Raw genomic sequence first — 22977 nt, forward strand, 5'->3', positions numbered from 1 at the left:
TTAAGCCATTTTGTTTATGATACATTTAATGCAGAATGGATTTTTTGTTCTATTCCGTTTGCATCTAAGCCTAAATCGGCATAGGCTTCAGGCTGAGTGGCTTGTGGTACGAAGAAATCGGGGATGCCGATCATCACAAGCGGTTGGATTTTGCCAATTTTTTGCAAATACTCATTCACACCACTACCTGCACCACCTTGAATCGCATTTTCTTCAAGGGTAACAAGCAGATCATGACTGTCAGCAAGTTCGGCAATCAGCACTTCATCAAGCGGTTTGACAAAACGCATATCGACTAAGGTGTAGTCGTGTTTTTCCGCAACACTTTTCGCTTCACTCAGTAAAGCTCCGAAGTTTAAAATTGCCACTTTTTTGCCTTGGCGAAGCACTTTACCTTTACCGATGTCAAGGGCTTGCATCGATTCCAACTCAACCCCTTGGGTATTACCACGTGGGTAGCGGACGGCTACAGGTGAGTTCATTGTGTAGGCAGTGTAGAGCATTTGCCGCATTTCGTTTTCATCGCTTGGAGTCATAATCGTCATATTCGGGATACAACGCATAAAACTTAAATCAAATGCCCCTTGATGCGTTTGCCCATCGGCTCCCACAATGCCCGCTCGGTCGATGGCAAAAATCACGGGTAGATTTTGGATTGCGACATCGTGAATGAGTTGATCATAGGCACGTTGTAGAAAACTGGAATAAATGGCTACCACGGGTTTATAGCCGCCAATCGCTAAGCCAGCTCCAAAAGTGACTGCGTGTTGTTCGGCAATCGCCACATCAAAGTATTGTTGCGGGAAGCGTTTGGAAAACTCCACCATTCCTGAACCTTCACGCATCGCGGGTGTTATACCGATAATTTTCGGATCGCGTTCTGCCATTTCGCATAACCAATCGCCGAAAATATTTGAGTAAGTTTTGACCGCTTTGCTTTGCGGTAACTGTCCGCAAGTGTGGTCAAATTTCGGCACGCCGTGGAAAGCAATTGGATCGTTTTCAGCAGGGGTATAGCCTTTGCCTTTTTTTGTTTTGATATGCAAGAATTGTGGGCCAGGCATATTTCGCATATTTTTAAGTGTCGCAATGAGTTCATCAATATCGTGACCGTCGATTGGACCGATATAGTTAAAGCCAAGGGTTTCAAACATCGTCCCAACAGGCGAAACAAAGCCTTTAGCGTGTTCCTCTGTTTTGCGGATAAATTCTTTGATTGGCGGTAAGCCCGATAATAACTTTTTGCCACTCTCACGTAAGGAGTTGTATAGCGAACCAGTAAATAAGCGGGCAAGATGATTGTTTAATGCCCCGACGTTTTCTGAAATCGACATTTCGTTGTCGTTCAGGATCACTAACATATCCGTGTGAATCGAGCCTGCATGGTTAATGGCTTCAAACGCCATTCCTGCCGTAATCGCACCATCGCCAATTACACATACGGTTTTACGCCCCGCATTTTCTTTTTCAGCGGCCACAGCAATGCCTAAACCTGCACTGATAGAAGTAGAGGAGTGCCCAACGCTTAATACATCGTACGGGCTTTCTTCACGCCACGGAAAAGGGTGTAAACCCTCTTTTTGACGAATAGTGTGCATTTGGTCACGGCGACCAGTGAGAATTTTATGCGGATAGGCCTGATGCCCTACATCCCAAATCAGTTGATCGAACGGAGTTTGATAAACATAGTGCAATGCAACGGTCAGTTCAACCACACCTAATCCTGATGCTAAATGACCACTGGTTTGGCTGACGGATTCAAGCAAATAAGCTCGCAGCTCATCGCACAACAGACGAAGTTTTTCTTTAGGTAATGAACGCAAATCGCCAGGTGAGTTGATTTGACTTAACAAAGGGTAGGTGTTTTGCATAGGTTTATCATCATAGGGGGCTTGTCCCACCATTTACAAAATTTATTGAAAATCTGACCGCTTGTATAGGAAAGGTGGATAAACCACCTTACAAACTTAGGCTTTTAGCTCTTCGGTCAATGTTGGTTGAATGCTGCTTAAAATTTCTTTCACCACTCGCACATTGCCTGAAACCACATTGCCTGAACGCAAATAATCTGTTCCACCAACGAAGTTGGTCACTAATGCGCCCGCTTCACGAGCAATTAAATCGCCAGCAGCACAGTCCCACGGTTTTAAGCCGATTTCAAAGTAACCATCGACACGACCTGCCGCCACATAACAGAGATCTAATGCCGCTGAACCAGTGCGGCGGAAATCGGCGACACCGTTGTTCATCAAGGCTTCAACCATATTCAAGTGAGCAGCACGATGACGTGACGCTTTAAATGGGAAACCGGTGGCGAGTACGGCACCGTCCAAATCACGGCGTTCGTTATCAATACGCAAACGGAATTCGTTTAATTTTGTACCTTCACCACGGACGGAGGTGAAAAGTTCATTGCGGATTGGGTCATAAACCACGCCCACTTCAGTGCGACCATTCACACGAATACCGATAGATACTGCAAAATGCGGGAAACGTTTTACAAAATTAGTGGTGCCATCAAGTGGATCAATCACCCATTGCACATCGTTGTTCGTCCCTTCTAACACACCGGACTCTTCGCCTACAATGGCGTGATCAGGGTAAGATTTACGAATGACTTCAATAATCGCAGCTTCAGCGGCTTTGTCGATTGAAGTAACGTAGTCATTCATACCTTTTTGAGCGACTTCGATTTCTTGGGGGGCTTGCTCATAGCCTTTAGCAATAATATTGCCCGCTTTTCGTGCTGCACGAATAGCGATATTTAACATTGGATTCATGATTTCCACCTGATTTTAAAGAACATATAAAGGTTGAGATTATAGAGAATGTTGGTTGAGAAGGGAATAGGGCAAATAAAAAAGCCTATCTCGCATAAAGTAGCTTTGTTATACTTTGCACTATTTCCTTCCTACAGCGAATTAAGATTATGAACACAAAATTTAACGCCCCTCGTTTTAAAACGATCGAGGAAAAACAGAGCAAGGCTCGCAAATTTAATGATGATCGTGATAACGATCGCTCTAATCGTAAAACTTTCCAGAAATCTGACCGCTTGTCAGCCCAGAAAGCTGAGCGTGTTGTGCGTTCGCAGCCGAATGACGATATCTACCCAAAAGAAGCAAAAAAAGCAGGGCGTGAAGGCTCGGTGCAAATTAGTGTGAAAGGTCGTCATGAGAAAAGTGAAAAGAAAACCGGTCCGCTTTCACCACGAGCACCGGAAAAAATCCGCAATAATCGTGCCACTGAAATGAAAGTGTATGGCGAAAATGCGTGCTATACCTTATTTGAGCAACGGCCCGAAGCCATTGTGCGTTTGTGGGCAACCGTTGAGGGGGCAAAAAAAGCGGGGGCGTTATTAAGCTATTTAGCGGAACAGAAAAAAGCCTACCACGTTGTCGATAGCGAAGAAATGGAGCGAGTCACGGGAACGGAGCATCACGGTGGAATCTGTTTATTAGTCAAAAAATCTGCCCCGTTCTCGCTTGAAGGTTATTTACAAATCCCACGCCAGCGGGACTGTTTAGTCTTACTGGACGGCGTGAATAATGCGCAAAATGTGGGGGGCGTGGTGCGGACGTGTGCATTTTATGGTGTAAAAGGCGTGATTGTGGAAAGCAACGATATTCTTAACTCCAGCAATGCCGCTCGTGTGGCAGAAGGTGGGTTGGAGTTTGTTCATGCTCTTGAAACTAAACACAAACAAATTGCCCTGACCCAACTTCGCAATGCAGGTTATCAAATCGTGCATATCACACCTCAAAAACAAGCCCCTGCGTTAGCCAAAACGACATTGGCAGCTAAAGTAGTGTTTGTGTTGAGTGAAGTAGTCTCAAATGAGATGGAATATCCAGAAGACACCAACGTCCAACTTTCCTTTGCTAACCCTCTCAACAGCGCCTTAAACGTGGCAGTGAATGCGGGTGTGCTACTTTCGCAGTGGTATCAGCACCATATTGTTTAGGTTAAAAGTGGGTCAGTATTGAAGGCTGTGTCGCAGATAAAAAAGTTGCTCACATTTAAATAAATATGAGCAACGTATATTTAAAAAATCGTTGATAAGAACGTCAGAATTTGCAAATTTTTTTCAGGAACTGACCGCTTGTCAGCCTTATTTTGTACCAAAGATTTTATCGCCAGCATCCCCCAAACCTGGAATGATGTAACCTTTTTCATTCAAGTGGCTGTCGATAGCAGCGGTGTAAAGTTCAACATCAGGGTGAGCGGTTTCAAGGGCTTTGATGCCTTCAGGTGCAGCGACTAACACTAACACTTTGATCTGTTTGCAGCCTGCTTTTTTGAGCAAGTCGATGGTGGCAATCATTGAGCCGCCCGTGGCAAGCATTGGATCAACGATGATCGCTAAACGTTCTTCCACATCATTAGCCAATTTAGTGAAATATGGCACAGGCTCAAGGGTTTCTTCGTTACGGTAAATGCCGACCACGCTGATACGAGCACTTGGAATATGCTCAAGTACGCCGTCCATCATTCCCAAACCGGCACGCAAAATGGGCACAACAGTGACTTTTTTACCTTTAATACGATCAATTTCCACAGGACCATTCCAACCATCAATCGTCACTTTTTCCGTCTCTAAATCTGTTGTTGCTTCATAAGTGAGTAGGCTACCGACTTCGGTGGCAAGTTGGCGGAAATCTTTGGTATTCACATCGGCAGCACGCATTAAACCGATTTTGTGTTTGATCAAGGGGTGTTTGACTTCAACAATTTTCATTCTCTCTTTCTCCTATGGCTAATTGTTGACCGCTACAAGCGGTCAGATTCACGAAACATTTTGCAAATGGTATGCGATATTTGCAATGTGACTATTTTAACAGAATTCTCTTTTTTCGATTTAATCTAAATCAGATAAAAACGCCCAAAATGCTTGAATTATCGGCTCTTGTAAACGGCGTTGTTGCACACAAATGCCTAATTCAAAAGGTTGAATGGGGGCGGGCAGATTAAAATAAGACACTTGATTGCTCAGCGGACTGTGCTGAACTACCACATCGGGCAGTAATGCTACGCCACAGCCGACAGCGACCATCGGTAAAATCGCTTCGTGTCCTTCCACGGTTGCATAAATTTTCGGCTCACGAATTTTTTGCAACTTAAACCAACTTTCTATTCGCTTGCGAGCAGGACCTTCAACGGGAAGGATGAACGGAATATTCTGCCAATCAATTGGCGTTTGTTGTAAAAGTTGAGTCGCAAGACAAGCTACTCTCGGCACGAAAAGCGATAGCGTGATGTCGTCAATATAGTGAAAGGCGATATTTGATGGTAGATGTTCAGGTTTGCCCGCAAGGGAAAGATCTGACTGCATTGATTGCACCATTTGCAAGGCTTTAGCAGGGTCGCCCGTACTTAGCTTGATTTCGATTTTGGGGTACAGTTGGCGAAAGCGTTCCAACATTTTTGGTAAGTGGCTATACGCCGCAGTTACGGAACAGAACAGACGTAATTCCCCTTCTAATTCCGTTTGCTGCGGGGAAAGTTGTCGCTGAATTTGCAACCAATTTCCCCAGCTTTGTTCTGCAAAATAGCGGAATTTTTCCCCGGCTTCCGTTAAAACCACTTGCCGATTATCCCGCAAGAAAAGTGGCTGCCCAATCTCATCTTCCATTCGCTGAATATGGCGAGAAAGGGTAGACGCACTCATATAGTTTTTTTCCGCCGTACGAATAAAACTACGAGTTTGGGTGATGTCGAGAAAGAGTTTTAGGGAGTGGAAGTCCATTTATACCAACCATTCAGGTAATATTTGCTGCGGAGTTATTTCATTAATGTTCTTTTTATACTGTATGAGATGCACAATATTTTGGCTATTAGGATGCCAGTGTGTGAAATTTTCTTTTCCATCCCCATAAAAAGCAATCATAGGTTTATTTAACCCAGATGCAATATGAATAATTGATGTATCTGGTGATATAACTAAGTAAGATGACCTGATTAGTTCAATATTATCAAAAATAGATTTTGTTTCTTCATATATGAATATATTATGAAAATTCTTTATAATATGTTTCAATTTTTCGGTAACCGCAGGATAAGTTAATACGATTATTGGTAATGTACATTTTTGTTGAATATCAGTAAGTAATGCTTTTATATTGCTATCATTAAAACTACGAGATGAGCTTGCACCAAAAAAATTAATGGTAATAAATTGATTTAACTGATTTCTAGTTAAAAATTGATTAATGTGTTTTTGGCTTGCTAAATTAACAGGAATATCATAACGAGTATCAATATTATAATAACCTATCAATTCTAATGCTTTCTGATATATTTGCGAAAAATGAAGGTTGTTATCTGTAATGTTTACATCAAATAGTTGATAATCAGATTTTTGATAGCCGATGTTGATAGTAGCATTAATTAATCTAATTAACAGTAAATCTCTATTTCTTAGAAAAGTAGTTGGATCGATAAGGATGTCATAGTTTTCTTTTCTAATTTTGTTGGCTGTTTTTATATAATCACGAATTTTTTTAGTTTTGACAGGGTAAATAGAGTCAATGAACGGATTCTGATCAAATAAGTATAGTGTTTTTGTAGAGCAAACGACACCAATATGCAAATTAGGGTTTTGTTTTTTTAGCTCACGAAAGACAAAAGAGCTAACAATATAATCCCCAATTTTCCCATCGTGGCGAAGAAACAGAATTTTTCTCATTTTTTCTCTAGCTATTTTATGATTTTTTTGATTTTTCCTATCCAATATTTTTTTACCAATGGCTAAGCGAATTTTCTGTAATTGTTTTTTTATGCTCATTGTTTATTCCTTGTTAATAAATGTATTTAATTGTTCTTTTAACCAAGTCTTTGCATGGTCTAAGTTAAAGTCTTCAGTTAAATTCGAATTGCTACCTACATTATTTTTGGTTAGCACTTTTAAATGCGGAATATGGGGGGGGATAAGAGGCTCCCAAGTACCTAAATTAGGTTGGCTGTCCGCAAAAAAGCTTAATAATGGTTTCTTGAAAGCACAACTAAGATGTAAAGAACCACCATCTACCGCAATTACAAAACTAGAGCTTGCAATAAGTGAGAGATATTCGGTTAGTGATGTTTTAGGTGATAGTCGTATTGGTAAGTCTGGATAATAAGCTAATAATTGTTCAAGATAATTTTGAGCTGTTTCAGTATAACTTAAAATAATATCTATATGACCAATTTTTTCGGGTTGAATAGAGTCAACTAATAATTCACCTAGCTCAAGTGGTGGAATTTGGCGTTTACTTCCTTGTGGACAGAGTAATAAACGGAATTTATTTTCTTTCCAAATACTATTTATTTTAAAATCTGCTTGAGAATCCGTCACTAATTGACTGTATGGCTCAAGAAGCTGATTGTTTTTATTAAAAAAGGAATTAGATAAATAATGGCTTAGTCGCTCATTATCTTTTTGTGGAAAGTGGAAGTTATAATTAAAAATGGTATTGAAGTTGTAATGCTTTTTATCATATTTTCTAAATATAGCAATATATTTAGGCATTAAAACACGATCCATGAATAATGATGCTGAGTTAAAGTTGTTCTCAAAATCTAATAATAGATCCCATTTTTTATAATTGTATAGATAATCAAAAAAACTACGGTGAACATATTTATCTACAAGCTTAGAATGTTCAAAAATGACTTTATTCTGCTGAGTTACTACAACGCCAATAATGGCATTCGGGAAAAGTGATTTTAATTGTAATAAATGCGCAGTATGAACGGCAGCATCTCCGATGGCATTACCCAATGGCCTTAAAAGAATAGATTTAATTTCTTTAAGATCAATGTCTTTTTCTGTTAATTTATTTCTCTTTTCAGAGATAGCTACCATTAATTTTTTAAGATTCATTATAGTTTATAAATTAGAAATTATTTATAACGATTTTCCATTTGGTCGATTTCAGAATGTGATCCACCAAATACACAAGCAGGCTCTATGCCATAGGCATTTATATGTGTAAGCTGTAATGATCCTGTTAGAAAATCAGAAGGCATTCGGATCGGATAAGCATATTTTAAGAGTTTTTTAGCTCCATTTAGGGTGATTAAATAAGCTGTAGTTCGGATAATGGTTCTTTTCGAATTTTTAGATGGTTTTAAATATCTAGCTAACCTATAACGTTCAACTAAATTTTTTGTAAAAGGAAAAATTTTAGCCTTTCCGTGATCGAAAAATAGAATTTCAGCTCGTTTGGGTAATCTATTAAGTGCATCAACCAAAATTTCTTTAAAATAGAGAGAGACAATAGCATCGTCTTCTAAAATAATAGCTTTTTCAATATTATTATGAACAAGGTGTTCATATAATTTAATATGGCTCATTGCACAGCCAATTTCACCTAATGTTAATGGACGTCTAGCCGCATATTTATTTGGATAAAAGTCAAAGTCAATTTCTTTTAATTGTTCTTCGGATAAGTCTTTTCCATACGTCGCATCGAAAAATTCAAAAGAAAATCCTAAATCAGTTAAGCGTTTATTAATAAATTCTCTTCTTGGAGAGTTTTTTAAGCTAATAATGAAAATAGAGGGGGGAGTATTAATTTTTTGCATTCTGTTTTTCCAATATAGTATAAATTGGGTTTAGTTGTTGAAATATTTACTTATTCTTATTAATGCTATTAAGTAAGCTTAAGAATCTCTTCTTTGTTGTTTTTTCTGAAAAAGATATTAGATGATCTTTCATATGTTTTTTGTATTCTTGCTGTAGAGAGTGATTTTTAATAAGTGCATAGGTTTTATCAATAAATTCTGTATTATTTCCTAAGGATATCAGCTCACCACACTCTCCATTATTTAGAATTTCTTTTACTCCAGTAGGGCAATTCATTGCAACAATTGGTGTTTCTAATATAGCACTTTCTAATAAAACTGTTGGCAACCCTTCTTTTTCCGATGTATGCAAAAACAAGTCAGCATCCCTAATATATGGATAAGGATTATTTATTTCGCCTAGTAAAATACAGTATTGCTCTAAATTGAGTTGTTTTATTTTTTGACTAAGCATATTATATTCAGGACCATTACCAATAATATATAGACAATGGTTTACTCCTTTTTTAAGGAGTTCAGCATAAATTTCAATTAAAGCAATATGATTTTTACTTTTCTCTAGACGAGCAACTTGTATTAAATAAGGTTTTTCTATATTGATTTTATATTGTTCAGAAAGTTTTTTAATATTCTCAAAATCTATCGGGTTATATATATAAGTAATTTGATGAGAGGCTATTCCACTCTTTGATTGAATATCTTTTTTCATCTCTTTACATATTGCAACAATGTGATCGTATTTTTTTAAATAGCTTATTTCTCTTAAACCTAATTTGCTTTTTTTATTTTCTAGTGCAGAGTGTTGCCAGCGTATAATTGGGATGTCAATTTTTTTAAAATTTAAAAATTGATCAAAATGATTGCTGAAATTAATCACAATATCATAATTTGAAATCATCTTGTTAACTTTTTTTCGGCTAACTCTTTTTTCATTTATTCGATATAGTTTATATTTTATTTTCTGAATAATATTTTTATTTCTATTTTTATAGATATCCTGCTGAGTTTGGTAATAGGATTTATCAAAGAGATAATATGTTTTAACTATATTAGGGATTTCTCTAGCAAGCACACTATTTGGCGTGTCAAATGCGATAAGTAAATCAAGCTGAAAGTTAGGTTTGTCTTTTAATAAATTCAGGTAGTTAATAAGGATTCTTTCAATTCCTCCTATTACTAACCATTTATGTAAAATTAAAACTTTCATTTGGTAGCCTAAAATATTAATTATAACTTATTAGTAATTGAACAATTTTTTCAGATGCTGTTCCATCACCATAAGGATTTTTAGCTTGAGACATTCTAGAATGTTCATTTTTATTGTTATATAATAAATTAAAATTATCTACAATATCATTAGTATTAGAGCCAATTAATTTAATTGTTCCTGCTTTTATTGCTTCAGGTCTTTCCGTTGTATCTCTCATGACTAATACGGGTTTTCCTAATGATGGTGCTTCCTCTTGTATTCCACCAGAGTCGGTTAATATTATGTGTGCTTTAGACATTAAATAAATAAATGGCAAATACTCTTGAGGTTCAATCAAATAAATATTTGATTGATTTTCTAATTTATTTTGCAATGGCATTCTTATGGCTGGATTCAAATGCAGAGGAAGAACAAACTGTAATGCTGGATGTTGACTTGCTAATAGAGAAATAGCCTTAGCAATATTATATATTCCCTCTTGTTGATTTTCTCTTCTATGGGCAGTAATTAAAATTAGTTTTCTGCTGTTATCAATAAAAGGAAAGTGCTGCTTCATTTCAATTTCTATAACATTAGAACCTAATTTTCCTTTCATTAATAATAAGGCATCAATTACAGTATTTCCAGTCACAAAAATAGTCTCAGATGGAATATGTTCAGCTAATAAATTATTTTTAGCTTCTTCTGTAGGTGAAAAATGTAGGGTGGTTAATACACTTGTTAATCTACGATTTGCTTCTTCTGGATAAGGAGAGTAATTATTATAAGTTCTCAATCCAGCCTCAATATGTGCAATTTTTACTTTTTTATAAAAGGCAGCTAAACTTGCAGCAAAGGTCGTCGATGTATCACCATGAACGATTACCCAATCGGGTTTGATTGAGTCTAAAATAGGTGATATGTTTTCGATAATCTTAGTTGTAATTGTTTCTAATGATTGACTTTCTTTCATAATATTCAGATCATAATTAGGCTTGATCTCGAATAAATCAAGAACTTGATCTAACATTTCTCTATGTTGACCTGTGACACAAACAGATGTTTCAATAGAATTGTATTTTTTTAGCTCTTTTATTAAAGGAGCTAATTTAATTGCTTCAGGTCTAGTACCGAAAACGACTAATATTTTCATAGAATTAACCTTGTATAATTTTCTTATTCTTAAATGCCCATCTCAAAATACTCAGCAGTATTTTTCTATTTCTAAATAATCGTTTCTTTGTTAAATTTTTTACGTGATAAGTAATTTCAGCTTCTATAAGCTTGGCAGCAAGGAATTTATTTTTATCGTCTAAATATTCATAAACTCTTTTATAAGAATCTAAAACAGATAATATTTGGTTCTCTATTTTATTACTAGTAGTTGCTGAGCCAATTCTGCCTTGCAAATAAGTAAATAATCTTTTTTTACTATAATTTGCATTGGCAGATTCTAATAACTTAATAATAAATTCAGTATCTTCTCCATTTTTAGAGGAGCTAAAAAATAAGTTTCTCGTTATAATCAGGTCTTTTCTAACTAGTAGGGAGCAAATACATAATGGATGTTTTTGTTCAGAAACTAATTCAATATAGTGTTTTAAGATATTTCCTGTGTAGGTAAAGTCTATACTCTCTGATATAGAATTTCCATTTTTATATATAAATCCAGAATATGATATATCATATCCTTCAATTTTATTGTGTAAGGTAGATAGGAACTCGTGATGATAGAGATCGTCAGCATCTAAAAAGCATATATATTCTCCATTAGCTTTTTCGATACCAAGATTTCTTGCTTTAGAGACGCCTAGATTAATAGGTTGAGAATAGTATTTCACTCTACTGTCTAAAGAACAGTAATAATTACATATCGATTCAGACTCATCCGTTGAACCGTCATCAATAATAATTAACTCCCAGTTGGCATATGTTTGCCTGAGTACTGATGAAATAGATCTATCTAAATATTCAGCACAATTATAAGTTGGCATTATAATTGAAATCATATTATTTCTTCTTAATTAGACAAAATAATTTTTTCTTTGAAAATTTTATATTAAATAAAATTTCTTCATTTTGATTTATTGGATAGTCATTATCTTCTCTATTTCTTTCTTTTTTAAATCTAGAGAGAATGTAATTTTTACCTATTCTGATTTTATCCCTTCTTTGATATGTAGGTAGCCAGGAGCCATTAAAATGATGAATGGCATAATTAACTATACCATCTTCTTTTTTACAAAAGAAGGTATATGGAAATATGATGCTTTTAGATTCTAGATGTATTTTTTCACCATTATAAGGAGGATTAAAATTAAACTTTTTACTAAAATAGTTGCTGATTCTGACAGTGTTTGTGGTCAGATCTAACCCATTTTCAGTTTCAAATCTTAAATTATCGTACTCTTTTAGTAAATCAAAAATAATTGAATTATTAGCTTTTGCTCCTAATAAAGCAGATATAGGAAATAGTTCTGCTCTACTATCAAAATATTCATAACAACTAAAAAAATCTAAATCAAGGAACTCATCAATGTTCTGTGTAATTTCACAATCAGTATCAAGATAGATGCCGCCTTGATGATATAACGCATATAAGCGGAGATAATCAGAAACAAATGCCCATTTTTTATTTCTAAACGCTTCTTCAACATATTGATTTTTGATGTTTTTTAAAGAATCATTATTCCATTCTATGATTTCGTAATCGGGTAAGAATCTTTTCCAAGATTCGATACATTTTAATACGAGTTCTGGTTTTTCTTTTTCACCAACCCATACATAGTGGATGATTTTAGGTATCTGTTTCATAAATAATCATTATTCTTTTGGAGCTTATATAGACAAAACCCCACAAAACGTGGGGTTCGTAAATAATTTCAAATTATTATTTTTTGCTTGGAATGCTGAAGCGTTTGTTGAAGCGTTCAACACGACCACCAGTATCAACAACACGTTGTTTACCAGTGTAGAATGGGTGGCAGTTGCCGCACACGTCTAAGTTTAAATCTTTGCCCACTGTTGAGCGAGTTTTGATCACGTTACCGCAAGAACAAGTTGCAGTAATTTCCACATAATTTGGGTGAATACCTTGTTTCATTATAGAAAACCTCAAAAGAAGCCATATCGCCATCAGAGCATACAACTCGGCTGTCTGATACCATATGTATTAACATTCGCTGAGAATTTCTCAGCACCAAAAAGAGTGTGCATTTTATGTGAAATTTGAGACGATTGCAACTATACAAGCGGACACTTCTGCTGGAAATTTTGCAAGTCGTCATCGACGCGGAAATTAGGCAAATTTTGTTATTTGCTTTTACTAAAATAGTGTAGAATCGAAACGTTTTATTTTCACTTTTTAAGGAGCAACTAATGGCAGAACGTAGAACGCTTGCGAATGCGATTCGTTTTTTAAGTATGGATGCAGTGCAAAAAGCTAACTCAGGTCACCCAGGTGCACCAATGGGAATGGCTGACATTGCAGAAGTATTATGGCGTGATTTCCTTTCGCATAATCCAAGCAATCCGGCGTGGGCAAACCGTGACCGCTTTGTCCTTTCTAATGGTCACGGCTCAATGTTAATTTATAGCTTGTTGCATTTAACGGGCTATGACCTTTCAATCGAAGATTTAAAACAGTTCCGTCAATTACACTCTAAAACCCCGGGGCACCCAGAGTATGGTTATGCACCTGGCGTGGAAACTACTACAGGCCCACTTGGTCAAGGAATCACCAATGCAGTGGGTATGGCAATTGCAGAGAAAACCTTAGCGGCACAATTTAACCGTGAGGGTCACGAAATTGTGAACCACTATACCTACGCATTCTTAGGCGATGGTTGTTTGATGGAGGGGATCTCACACGAAGCTTGTTCTTTGGCAGGAACTCTTGGGTTAGGTAAATTGATCGCTTTCTACGATGACAATAACATTTCAATTGATGGTCACGTTGATGGTTGGTTCTCAGATGATACCGCAATGCGTTTTGAAGCGTATGGCTGGCAAGTGATCCGTAATGTTGATGGGCATAATGCAGATCAAGTGCAATTTGCGATTGAGAATGCTCGTGCAGAGAAAGATCGTCCAACCTTAATTATCTGTAAAACAACCATCGGTTTTGGTTCACCAAACAAAGCGAACTCGCACGACAGCCACGGTGCACCATTAGGCAACGAAGAAATTGCCTTAACGCGCCAAAATTTAGGTTGGGAACATGCACCGTTTGAGATTCCTGCAGAAATTTATGCGAAATGGGATGCTAAAGCGAAAGGCGAAATTGCGGAGAAAGAATGGAATGCAAAATTTGCCGCATATCAAGCCGCTTATCCAGAGCTTGCGAGTGAATTTAAACGCCGAGTAAATGGTGATTTACCTGAAAACTGGGCAAAAGATGCACAAGCATTCATTGAGCATTTACAAGCGAACCCAGCGAATATTGCAAGCCGCAAAGCTTCACAAAATGCGATCGAAGCGTATGCAAAATTATTGCCTGAGTTTTTAGGTGGCTCAGCAGACTTAGCTAGCTCAAACTTGACCTTATGGTCTGGCTCAAAACCAATTCGTGCAGACTACAACGTGGACGGCAACTATGTGAATTACGGTGTGCGTGAATTTGGTATGTCAGCGATTATGAATGGTATCGCCCTTCACGGTGGTTTCATCCCTTACGGTGCAACCTTCTTAATGTTTATGGAATACGCTCATAATGCGGTGCGTATGGCGGCATTAATGAAACAACGTGTATTATTCGTTTACACCCACGACTCAATCGGTTTAGGTGAAGACGGTCCAACTCACCAACCAGTTGAGCAAACTGCAGCATTACGTTTAATTCCAAACTTAGATACTTGGAGACCGTGTGACCAAGTGGAATCAGCTGTAGCGTGGAAAGCAGCAGTTGAGAAGAGAACAGGCCCAAGTGCGTTGATTTTCACTCGTCAAAACTTAGCTCAGATGGAGCGAACCCCAGAGCAATTAGCTAATGTCGCTCGTGGTGGTTATATTTTGCGTGAATGTTGTGAAAAAGGCGGCTGCCCTGATTTAATTCTTATTGCAACGGGTTCTGAAGTAGAATTGGCAATGAAAGCAGCTGACGTGTTGGCCGCAGAAGGTCACAAAGTTCGTGTCGTGTCAATGCCAAGTACCAATGTGTTTGATGCTCAAGATGAAGCGTATCGTGAAGCAGTATTACCAAGCGCAGTCACCAAACGTGTGGCGATTGAGGCAGGGATTGCAGACTTCTGGTACAAATACGTTGGTTTTGGTGGCCGTATTGTTGGTATGAACAGCTTCGGTGAATCTGCACCAGCAGGCGAATTGTTCAAGCTGTTCGGCTTCACCGTTGAAAACGTGGTTGCAAAAGCGAAAGAAATGCTTTAATTTGATTTAAAGAGTGAAAAGGCAGGATTTTTTCCTGCTTTTTTTACTTGTATTCGACCAAAACTCGTGGAGTGAGTTTGGTGACGAGTTCGTAACTGATAACACCTAAGGACTCGGCGACTTCTTCAATTAGCAGTTTTTCGCCCCAAAGAATGACTTCATCACCCACCTTGTCTTGACTATCCAAGCCAAGATCGACGGTCATCATATCCATGGATACACGTCCGACAATCGGTACTTTACGACCGTTGATAAATACGGGCGTACCTTCTGGTGCATTGCGTGGGTAGCCATCGCCATAACCAATCGCAACAACACCAATTTTGGTATCTTTCGGGCTAATCCAACCTGCACCATAGCCAACAGGCTCGCCTGCTTTATGATCACGAACGGCGATCAAAGAAGATGAAAGGGTAATCACTGGTTTAAAACCAAGTTCTGTAATCGGCTGACTATGTGGTGAAATACCGTGCATAATAATGCCAGGACGTACCCAATCATAATGAGCTTGCTGCCAGTAAAGAATACCACTTGAAGCAGATAGACTACGTTCAGCAGCATAAAGTTGTGTTGCTTGCTCAAAAGTTGCAATCTGTTTTTCACTATAACCGCAATTTGGCTCATCGGCACGACTAAAATGGCTGATGAAAATGATATTTTGAACGAGTGGGCAAGCGGTCAAACGTTGGTAAAATTCATCTACTTGCTCTGGCGGAATGCCCAAACGGTGCATGCCAGTATCAATTTTTAACCAAACGGTAACGGGAAAATAGATTTTGGTCCTCCGTTGCCAAAATCCTTTTTCCTGCTCAGCTTGCCATTCTGCAGCAACTTGCTCCAGTAGTTCTAACTGTTCGATGCAGTGAATGACTGTATCAAAACGGCGAGAAAGTGTTTTTAATAGCTCTTCTCGATCAAAATAGCCTTCAAGTAAGACAATTTTTCCTGAATAACCACTTTCTTGAATTGAAAGCGCTTCTTTAATGCGTGCAACACCAAAAGCATCCGCCATGTCTTCTAGCTGCTTTGTTACAAATCCCAGACTTTGTCCGTAAGCATTTGCCTTAACTACGGCACAAATTTTACTGTTGGGGGCGAGAGATTTAATTAACTGGAAGTTATGGCGTAAAGCATCACCGTTAATCGTTGCCGTTGCTGGTTTCATAAAAGCGAACCAAAGATTAAGGGGTAACGGTTAAATCACAATAATAGAGTTTGTGCCCTTTACTCAATAAAGGCTCTCCGGCAATAATTGTGAATTTATGTTTACCGACTGGCAGTCCTTTAGGAATATTGATAGCATTACGTTTAGCTTTGCCAGAATCGCGAGAGCCGTCTTCAAAGGCAAGTTCCCATACGACTTGTTTTTTTTGTGTGGGATCAGCTAAAAAGAGTGGAATATAGAGTGGTTGGTTGTGTGTAATGGTTTTTTGTGCAGGAACGAGAGAGCGACCTTGTGTACTTTTTTTCATGTTGTTTTCCTTTAGTTAAATGAATAAGTAGAGAAAAGAAATTTATCAGTAAGGGGATTATACTGAATAAGACCAAGTAATTGCACGGAATTTTCGGTTTATTTGATGTTTAATTAGTATTGTTGGTTCAATACGAAGATAGCCGAGAAGGATATTAGGAATCGGGAAAAGAGAGAGACGATCTCGAATAGTGTTTCGAAGAAAGAATGGACTACTTAAAACCGCACGTTTGACGTGCGGGGTGCTATTCAGCCTTCACTTTTATGTAAACTAAAACGGCTATTTCATTTTGTATAACTTATAGTTATTTTGATTTTTCGCCACATTGCCTTGTGAATCACACAGTTCTACATAATCTTGATTTACTTGTAATGCCAAATTTCCTGAGTTACTTAGACGGATAACGTTTTCTTTTTGGTCATCCCAAGTATATAAACCTTTCTCAACGAATAGATGCTGCTTTTTATTTTTGAAATAGATGGTAGAGTATTGATAGGTTTTATCGTGATTTAATGTCAATTTAGCTTGAATTTTTTCACAGTCAGAGCAAGGAAGCGTACCTTGATAGATGCCTGAAACGGTTTTTTGTGATTGTAGCGAGCAAGCTCCTAACAGCGTCGTTATTGCAATGAGAGCGAATTTTTTCATTTTTCTATCCTCTTTTTAAGATTAACTTGCTTTAAATTCAGGATTTACTCGAAATTCTAAAGCAATGATATGTGGAAAGTCCACTTGAATCAGTTTAAGCAATAGGGATTGTTGAAGTAACAAACCTTGCCGAACCGTTGCATTTTGCACTTCAATCACCAGCGAATTATCGTATAAATTGATAATACGGTAAAGCTTGCGATATGCTTCTGGCAACCGTTGCTGAATTTTTCGATGGATTTCGTTAATTTTATTGCTGCGTTCGACAAGCTTTGCGAGGCTAGAGTTCTGCAAAATCTCGCTGATATTTTTATATGGCTGAATTTTCATCGTCTTTTCGCATTTTCCCTTGATTTTTGCTGCTTTGACCCAATAATCTGCCCATTCTACAAAAACTAGCGTATAATCGGCACACTTTTTTCAGTCATTTAATTGTAATGGGACTTTTTCGGCAACTACATAAATCTGCATTTTGGTCGCAACTTCTATTAGGAATGGTTGCGATTTTGGCGTTGCCAACGGCAGAAGTTGCTAAAGAAACCGAACAAAGCCCCGTAGCACAAACTTTAACCGTCAGCGAATTTGCGGCTCAACAAGCCGATATCGAACAAGCCCATTTCTTATCACAAACGCAACATTCCGTTCAAATCGTCAAACAAGCGGTCGTTTTTTGCGAATTTTTTGCAAAATCTTACCGCTTGTATGCCATCACGAACCCGCCAATTCGAGCTGGACCTTTCGTATAAAGTTAATCTTCCTTAATCCCTTTTTTCAAAGGGGAAGCTGACTGCCGTAGTGGGGGGACTCACTAATACCGTGCAAGCGGTCAGATTTTTGCTGAATTTTACAACAGTGGGACAAAGCCCACGCATACTATATATGAAAGGATGTTTATGATTACTAAATTGATGACAGCGATTTTTGGTTCCAGCAACGACCGTACTTTACGCCGTTTAAACAAACGTGTAGTACAAATCAACAAATTAGAGCCAGAGTTTGAAAAATTAACCGACGAAGAATTAAAAGCAAAAACGGCGGAGTTTAAACAGCGTTTAGCCGACGGAGAAAGCCTTGATAGCCTCCTGCACGAAGCCTTTGCTACCGTACGTGAAGCGAGTAAACGTGTGCTCGGAATGCGTCATTTTGATGTGCAGATGATTGGCGGTATGGTACTGACCGAACGTAACATCGCCGAAATGCGTACTGGGGAAGGGAAAACGTTAACTGCAACGCTGCCTTGCTACCTTAATGCTTTAACTGGCAAAGGTGTACACGTTGTTACCGTCAATGACTACTTGGCGCGTCGTGACGCAGAAACCAACCGTCCATTATTTGAATTTTTAGGCATGAGTGTGGCGGTCAATATCCCAGGTCTGCCACATGATGAAAAACGTGCTGCTTACGCTGCCGATATTACTTATGCGACCAATAGTGAACTCGGTTTTGACTACTTGCGTGATAACTTGGCTCACACCAAAGAAGAGCGTTTTCAACGCCCGCTGCACTATGCGTTAGTTGATGAAGTGGATTCTATTTTGATCGATGAAGCCCGTACCCCGTTAATTATTTCAGGGCCGGCAGAAGATGCTACTCAAATTTATCAAGCGATCGATAAAATCATTCCACATTTGATCGCTCAAGATAAAGAAGACACCGAAGAATACACAGGCGAAGGCGATTTCACCTTAGATCTCAAAAGCAAACAAGCCCACTTAACCGAGCGTGGTCAGGTAAAAGTCGAAGATTTATTGACCCAAATGGGCTTGATGCACGAAGGTGAAAGTCTCTATCACCCTGCTCGCATTAGCTTGTTACACCACGTTTATGCGGCATTGCGTGCTCACAAATTGTTTGAGGTGAACGTGGATTACATCGTCAAAGATGGTGAAATTGTGATCATTGACGAACATACAGGACGGACAATGGCAGGTCGTCGCTGGTCAGACGGCCTACATCAAGCGATTGAAGCGAAAGAGGGCGTAAATATCCAAGGTGAAAACCAAACCGTTGCTTCTATCACTTACCAAAACTATTTCCGTTTATACGAAAAATTAGCGGGGATGACGGGAACCGCCGACACAGAAGCCTTTGAATTTCAACAAATTTATGGCTTAGATACGGTCGTCATTCCAACCAACCGTCCGATGATTCGTGATGATAAAACGGATTTGATGTTCAAGAGTGAACCAGAAAAATTTGAAGCGGTGATTAAAGATATCAAAGAGTGCATCGCTCGCCAGCAGCCAGTGTTGGTTGGTACGATTTCGATTGAAAAATCCGAAGCGTTATCGGAAGCCTTAAATAAAGCGGGTATTCCACACAAAGTATTGAATGCGAAATTCCACGCACAAGAAGCGGAAATCGTTGCCGATGCCGGCTATCCAGGGGCGGTAACAATCGCCACTAATATGGCGGGACGTGGTACGGACATCGTGCTTGGCGGTAACTGGAAAGCGGAAATTGCCAAATTAGATAACCCAACGGAAGAACAAATTGAAGCGATCAAGGCGGCGTGGAAAGAACGCCACGATATCGTGATGAAAGCAGGTGGTTTACACATTATTGGTACCGAACGCCACGAGTCTCGTCGTATTGACAACCAATTGCGTGGTCGTTCAGGGCGTCAAGGTGACCCAGGATCCTCTCGTTTTTATTTATCGCTGGATGATGCCTTAATGCGAATTTACTTAAATGAAGGCAAACTGAATATGATGCGTAGAGCCTTCACCGAAGAGGGGGAGGCGATGGAGTCGAAATTGCTGACCAAAGTGATCGCCTCAGCTCAAGCGAAAGTAGAAGCCCACAACTTTGATGGTCGTAAACAGCTTTTACAATACGATGATGTGGCAAACGAACAACGTAAAGCGATTTATGAACAGCGTAATTACCTACTTGAAGCAGATGATATTTCAGCGATGATCGACACCATTCGTGCCGACGTGTTTAATGCCGTGATCGACCAATATATCCCGCCGCAATCTATCGAAGAAATGTGGGATGTGCCAGGCCTTGAAGAACGTTTAAACAAAGAGTTCGGTATGGAATTGCCACTCACCAAATGGCTCGATGAAGAAAAAGATCTCGATGAAGATCGCTTACGTGAACGTATTATCAACATCGCCAAGGAGCAATATCAGCAAAAAGAAGCGATGGTTGGGGCAGAAATTATGCGTAGCTTTGAAAAAGGCGTGATGTTGCAAAACTTAGATGAACTTTGGAAAGAGCATCTTTCTGCGATGGATTACCTGCGTAAAGGTATTCACTTACGTGGCTATGCTCAAAAAGATCCGAAGCAAGAGTACAAAAAAGAGTCATTTGCAATGTTCACTAATATGCTTGATGCTTTGAAAGCGAACGTGATCAGCATTCTCAGCCGCATTCAAGTGCGTAGCCAAGAAGAAGTGGAGCAAGCCGAGCGGGAACGTTTAGCTGCCGCAGAACAAGAAGCTTCGCACTACCACGAAGAAGGACAAAAAACGGCAACCGAAAACGGTGAACAAGATCTTGCGGATCTTAAAATCGGTCGAAATGAGCCTTGCCCGTGTGGTTCAGGTAAAAAATACAAGCATTGCCACGGTAGCAAAGCGAAATATGCATAATGAGTGATAGCAAGCGGTCAGATTTGAGGGAAATTTTGCAAATTTCTCGACAAAAATGACCGCTTGCTTTAGGAAGAATGATGTCTAAACCCACTATTCAAGTTGCTGCGGGAATTATCCGCAACGAATTTAAACAAATCTACCTCACCCAAAGGCTTGAGGGGCAAGATTTTGCTCAATCCCTCGAGTTTCCGGGGGGAAAAGTCGATGCAGGCGAAACACCTGAACAAGCTCTTGCTCGCGAATTAGAAGAAGAAATCGGTATTCATATTTTAAGTGCATTTCCCTACGAGCATTTTCGCTTTGAATACCCAACAAAATGTATCGAGTTTTTCTTTTATTTAGTTGAAGAATGGGTCGGGGAACCCTTCGGACGGGAAGGGCAAGAAGGCTTCTGGATCGACCAAGCCGAACTTGAGGAGGGCCAATTCCCACCAGCCAATGCAGAGTTGATTCATCGATTGAAAAATGAAATGTAATAAGAGTCCCAACAAGCGGTCAGTTTGTTGGGATTTTTTGCAATTGAAGCACTGAAATCCAATGAATACTTGAGTCTCAAGAAAATAGGCTATAAACTACGTCGCCTTTTTATTGGCACAATTTACACTTTTAAAGGCTACCTGTGAGTAGCAAAAGGAATAAAAATGACTCATAAAGTAAATCAGTATGGCTGGAAAGCCTTACTTGGCTCTGCCGTCGGCTATGCAATGGACGGTTTTGACCTTCTCATTTTGGGCTTTATGCTCACCGCAATTTCGGCAGATCTTGCCCTTTCTCCTTCTCAAGCAGGCTCTCTTGTTACTTGGACACTGATTGGTGCCGTGGCTGGAGGCGTGATTTTTGGGGCTTTAAGTGATAAATACGGACGCGTTCGAGTACTGACTTGGACAATCGTATTATTCGCCGTTTTCACTGGACTTTGTGCACTTGCTCAAGGCTACTGGGATCTACTTATTTACCGAACCATTGCAGGAATTGGCTTAGGGGGTGAGTTTGGTATTGGTATGGCATTGGCAGCCGAAGCCTGGCCGGCAAGACACCGTGCAAAAGCCGCATCCTATGTTGCATTAGGTTGGCAAGTAGGGGTACTAGCGGCGGCATTGCTGACGCCATTATTGTTACCTTACATTGGTTGGCGAGGAATGTTCATTTTAGGCATTTTCCCTGCATTTGTAGCATGGTATTTACGGGCGAAATTACATGAGCCTGAAGTCTTCGTAAAAAAAGCAGCGAGTACGCCAACGGCCTCAAAGTTTGAATCGTTCAAATTATTGGTGAAAGATAAAGCTACCGCTAAAGTCAGTGCAGGGATCGTAGTTTTGACTTCAGTACAAAATTTCGGCTACTACGGCATTATGATTTGGATGCCGAATTTCTTGTCTAAGCAACTCGGCTTTAGTTTAACGAAATCAGGACTTTGGACCGCGGTAACCATTTGCGGAATGATGTTGGGAATCTGGATTTTTGGTCAGCTCGCAGATCGAATTGGACGGAAACCGAGTTTTATTTTGTTCCAAGCGGGGGCGGTGATTAGCATCTTAACGTACTCTCAATTAACAGATCCGACCGCAATGTTGATTGCTGGGGCATTTTTAGGCATGTTCGTTAATGGCATGATGGGGGGATACGGGGCGTTAATGGCAGAGGCCTATCCAACCCAAGCACGTGCAACCGCACAGAATGTGTTGTTCAACTTAGGGCGAGCAGTCGGTGGGTTTGGTCCAGTAGTCGTTGGGGCAGTGGTTTCTGCGTATTCTTTCCAATTAGCGATTGCGATGTTAGCACTTATTTATGTCGTTGATATTATTGCAACGATTTTCTTGATTCCTGAACTGAAAGGAAAGGAATTGGAATAAAGTAAAAATTTACCTTCGATTGATCGCACCCAAAAAGTGAAGAGTATTTAATTCAAGGACGAAGCCCTGTATTCCACAGGGCTTCGTCTTTTTAGATTCGATTAATAAAGAGTGCAAGCGGTCAGTTCCGCATAAAGATTTGCAAATTTTTGTCAGGAACTGACCGCTTGTAGGGCGATTTTTGACTCGTTTTGTGATCTCTGTCACATTCTCTTTCCTTTGCTTTCGGTTATACTTTCGAACATTGTCGAATATGCAAAAAA

Annotated in this window: 22 protein-coding genes; 6 read left to right on the forward strand and 16 right to left on the reverse strand. The window is 39.2% G+C overall.

The window, feature by feature from the left end; all coding sequences use genetic code 11:
• Window positions 1–14: 14 nt before the first annotated feature.
• Together dxs and suhB are read right to left on the reverse strand one after the other, a co-directional pair.
• A complete protein-coding gene (gene dxs / locus A4G17_RS06150; RefSeq protein ID WP_123956444.1) occupies window positions 15–1871 on the reverse strand; it encodes a 1-deoxy-D-xylulose-5-phosphate synthase in 1857 nt (618 codons plus the stop codon).
• 96 nt (window positions 1872–1967) lie between these two features.
• On the reverse strand, window positions 1968–2780 hold the full coding sequence (gene suhB / locus A4G17_RS06155; RefSeq protein ID WP_123956443.1) for an inositol-1-monophosphatase: 813 nt from the start codon (window positions 2778–2780) through the stop codon (window positions 1968–1970).
• Window positions 2781–2929: 149 nt separating this feature from the next.
• Here suhB and A4G17_RS06160 point away from each other — a divergent pair, with 149 nt between their 5' ends.
• The gene (locus A4G17_RS06160) at window positions 2930–3964 is read left to right on the forward strand and encodes a TrmH family RNA methyltransferase (protein WP_123956442.1); all 1035 of its coding nucleotides are present in this window, start codon (window positions 2930–2932) and stop codon (window positions 3962–3964) included.
• A 147-nt stretch (window positions 3965–4111) separates the two neighbouring features.
• Here the strand turns inward: A4G17_RS06160 and upp are convergent, their stop codons facing one another.
• The 10 genes from upp to rpmE all read right to left on the reverse strand — a co-directional run bounded on the left by upp (window position 4112) and on the right by rpmE (window position 12857).
• Window positions 4112–4738 carry a uracil phosphoribosyltransferase gene (upp, locus tag A4G17_RS06165; protein ID WP_123956441.1) on the reverse strand — a complete coding sequence of 209 codons (627 nt, stop codon included), beginning with the start codon at window positions 4736–4738 and terminating at the stop codon, window positions 4112–4114.
• Window positions 4739–4858: 120 nt separating this feature from the next.
• Window positions 4859–5746, reverse strand: a complete 888-nt coding sequence (gene ilvY, locus A4G17_RS06170) for an HTH-type transcriptional activator IlvY (protein WP_123956440.1) — start codon at window positions 5744–5746, stop codon at window positions 4859–4861.
• Entirely contained in the window at window positions 5747–6784 is a 1038-nt protein-coding gene (locus A4G17_RS06175; protein WP_123956439.1) for a glycosyltransferase family 9 protein, read from the reverse strand. It lies immediately after the preceding gene.
• 3 nt (window positions 6785–6787) lie between these two features.
• Complete coding sequence (locus tag A4G17_RS06180; RefSeq protein WP_123956438.1) at window positions 6788–7861, reverse strand: glycosyltransferase family 9 protein; 1074 nt, start codon at window positions 7859–7861, stop codon at window positions 6788–6790.
• Window positions 7862–7881: 20 nt separating this feature from the next.
• Window positions 7882–8565, reverse strand: coding sequence for a glycosyltransferase family 25 protein (locus A4G17_RS06185; RefSeq protein WP_165894262.1), 684 nt, complete (start codon window positions 8563–8565; stop codon window positions 7882–7884).
• Between the two features lie 46 nt (window positions 8566–8611).
• Window positions 8612–9772, reverse strand: a complete 1161-nt coding sequence (locus tag A4G17_RS06190) for a glycosyltransferase (protein WP_123956437.1) — start codon at window positions 9770–9772, stop codon at window positions 8612–8614.
• A gap of 16 nt (window positions 9773–9788) precedes the next feature.
• A complete protein-coding gene (wecB, locus tag A4G17_RS06195) occupies window positions 9789–10907 on the reverse strand; it encodes a non-hydrolyzing UDP-N-acetylglucosamine 2-epimerase (RefSeq protein WP_123956436.1) in 1119 nt (372 codons plus the stop codon).
• Window positions 10908–10911: 4 nt separating this feature from the next.
• On the reverse strand, window positions 10912–11748 hold the full coding sequence (locus A4G17_RS06200; RefSeq protein WP_165894263.1) for a glycosyltransferase family 2 protein: 837 nt from the start codon (window positions 11746–11748) through the stop codon (window positions 10912–10914).
• Window positions 11749–11764: 16 nt separating this feature from the next.
• Window positions 11765–12568: a glycosyltransferase family 32 protein gene (locus A4G17_RS06205; RefSeq protein ID WP_123956434.1), complete on the reverse strand. Its 804-nt coding sequence runs from the start codon at window positions 12566–12568 to the stop codon at window positions 11765–11767.
• A gap of 76 nt (window positions 12569–12644) precedes the next feature.
• Entirely contained in the window at window positions 12645–12857 is a 213-nt protein-coding gene (gene rpmE, locus A4G17_RS06210) for a 50S ribosomal protein L31 (RefSeq protein WP_123956433.1), read from the reverse strand.
• A gap of 275 nt (window positions 12858–13132) precedes the next feature.
• Between rpmE and tkt the strand changes: the two genes are divergently transcribed.
• Window positions 13133–15139, forward strand: a complete 2007-nt coding sequence (tkt, locus tag A4G17_RS06215; protein ID WP_123956432.1) for a transketolase — start codon at window positions 13133–13135, stop codon at window positions 15137–15139.
• Window positions 15140–15182: 43 nt separating this feature from the next.
• Here tkt and alr read toward each other — a convergent pair whose 3' ends face one another.
• From alr to A4G17_RS06235, 4 genes are all read right to left on the reverse strand, one after another.
• Entirely contained in the window at window positions 15183–16304 is a 1122-nt protein-coding gene (alr, locus tag A4G17_RS06220) for an alanine racemase (RefSeq protein ID WP_123956431.1), read from the reverse strand.
• Window positions 16305–16320: 16 nt separating this feature from the next.
• On the reverse strand, window positions 16321–16611 hold the full coding sequence (locus tag A4G17_RS06225; protein WP_123956430.1) for a hypothetical protein: 291 nt from the start codon (window positions 16609–16611) through the stop codon (window positions 16321–16323).
• Between the two features lie 279 nt (window positions 16612–16890).
• Window positions 16891–17259: a copper resistance protein NlpE gene (locus tag A4G17_RS06230; protein ID WP_123956429.1), complete on the reverse strand. Its 369-nt coding sequence runs from the start codon at window positions 17257–17259 to the stop codon at window positions 16891–16893.
• Window positions 17260–17280: 21 nt separating this feature from the next.
• The gene (locus tag A4G17_RS06235) at window positions 17281–17589 is read right to left on the reverse strand and encodes a DciA family protein (RefSeq protein WP_123956428.1); all 309 of its coding nucleotides are present in this window, start codon (window positions 17587–17589) and stop codon (window positions 17281–17283) included.
• A gap of 107 nt (window positions 17590–17696) precedes the next feature.
• Between A4G17_RS06235 and secM the strand changes: the two genes are divergently transcribed.
• The 4 genes from secM to A4G17_RS06255 all read left to right on the forward strand — a co-directional run bounded on the left by secM (window position 17697) and on the right by A4G17_RS06255 (window position 22714).
• A complete protein-coding gene (gene secM, locus A4G17_RS06240; RefSeq protein WP_123956427.1) occupies window positions 17697–18005 on the forward strand; it encodes a secA translation cis-regulator SecM in 309 nt (102 codons plus the stop codon).
• A 147-nt stretch (window positions 18006–18152) separates the two neighbouring features.
• Complete coding sequence (gene secA, locus A4G17_RS06245; protein ID WP_123956426.1) at window positions 18153–20858, forward strand: preprotein translocase subunit SecA; 2706 nt, start codon at window positions 18153–18155, stop codon at window positions 20856–20858.
• Window positions 20859–20938: 80 nt separating this feature from the next.
• A complete protein-coding gene (mutT, locus tag A4G17_RS06250; RefSeq protein ID WP_123956425.1) occupies window positions 20939–21337 on the forward strand; it encodes an 8-oxo-dGTP diphosphatase MutT in 399 nt (132 codons plus the stop codon).
• Window positions 21338–21502: 165 nt separating this feature from the next.
• Window positions 21503–22714, forward strand: a complete 1212-nt coding sequence (locus tag A4G17_RS06255) for an MFS transporter (RefSeq protein ID WP_123956424.1) — start codon at window positions 21503–21505, stop codon at window positions 22712–22714.
• Window positions 22715–22977 lie beyond the last annotated feature (263 nt).

Source organism: Frederiksenia canicola (assembly GCF_011455495.1).
GTDB lineage: Bacteria > Pseudomonadota > Gammaproteobacteria > Enterobacterales > Pasteurellaceae > Frederiksenia > Frederiksenia canicola.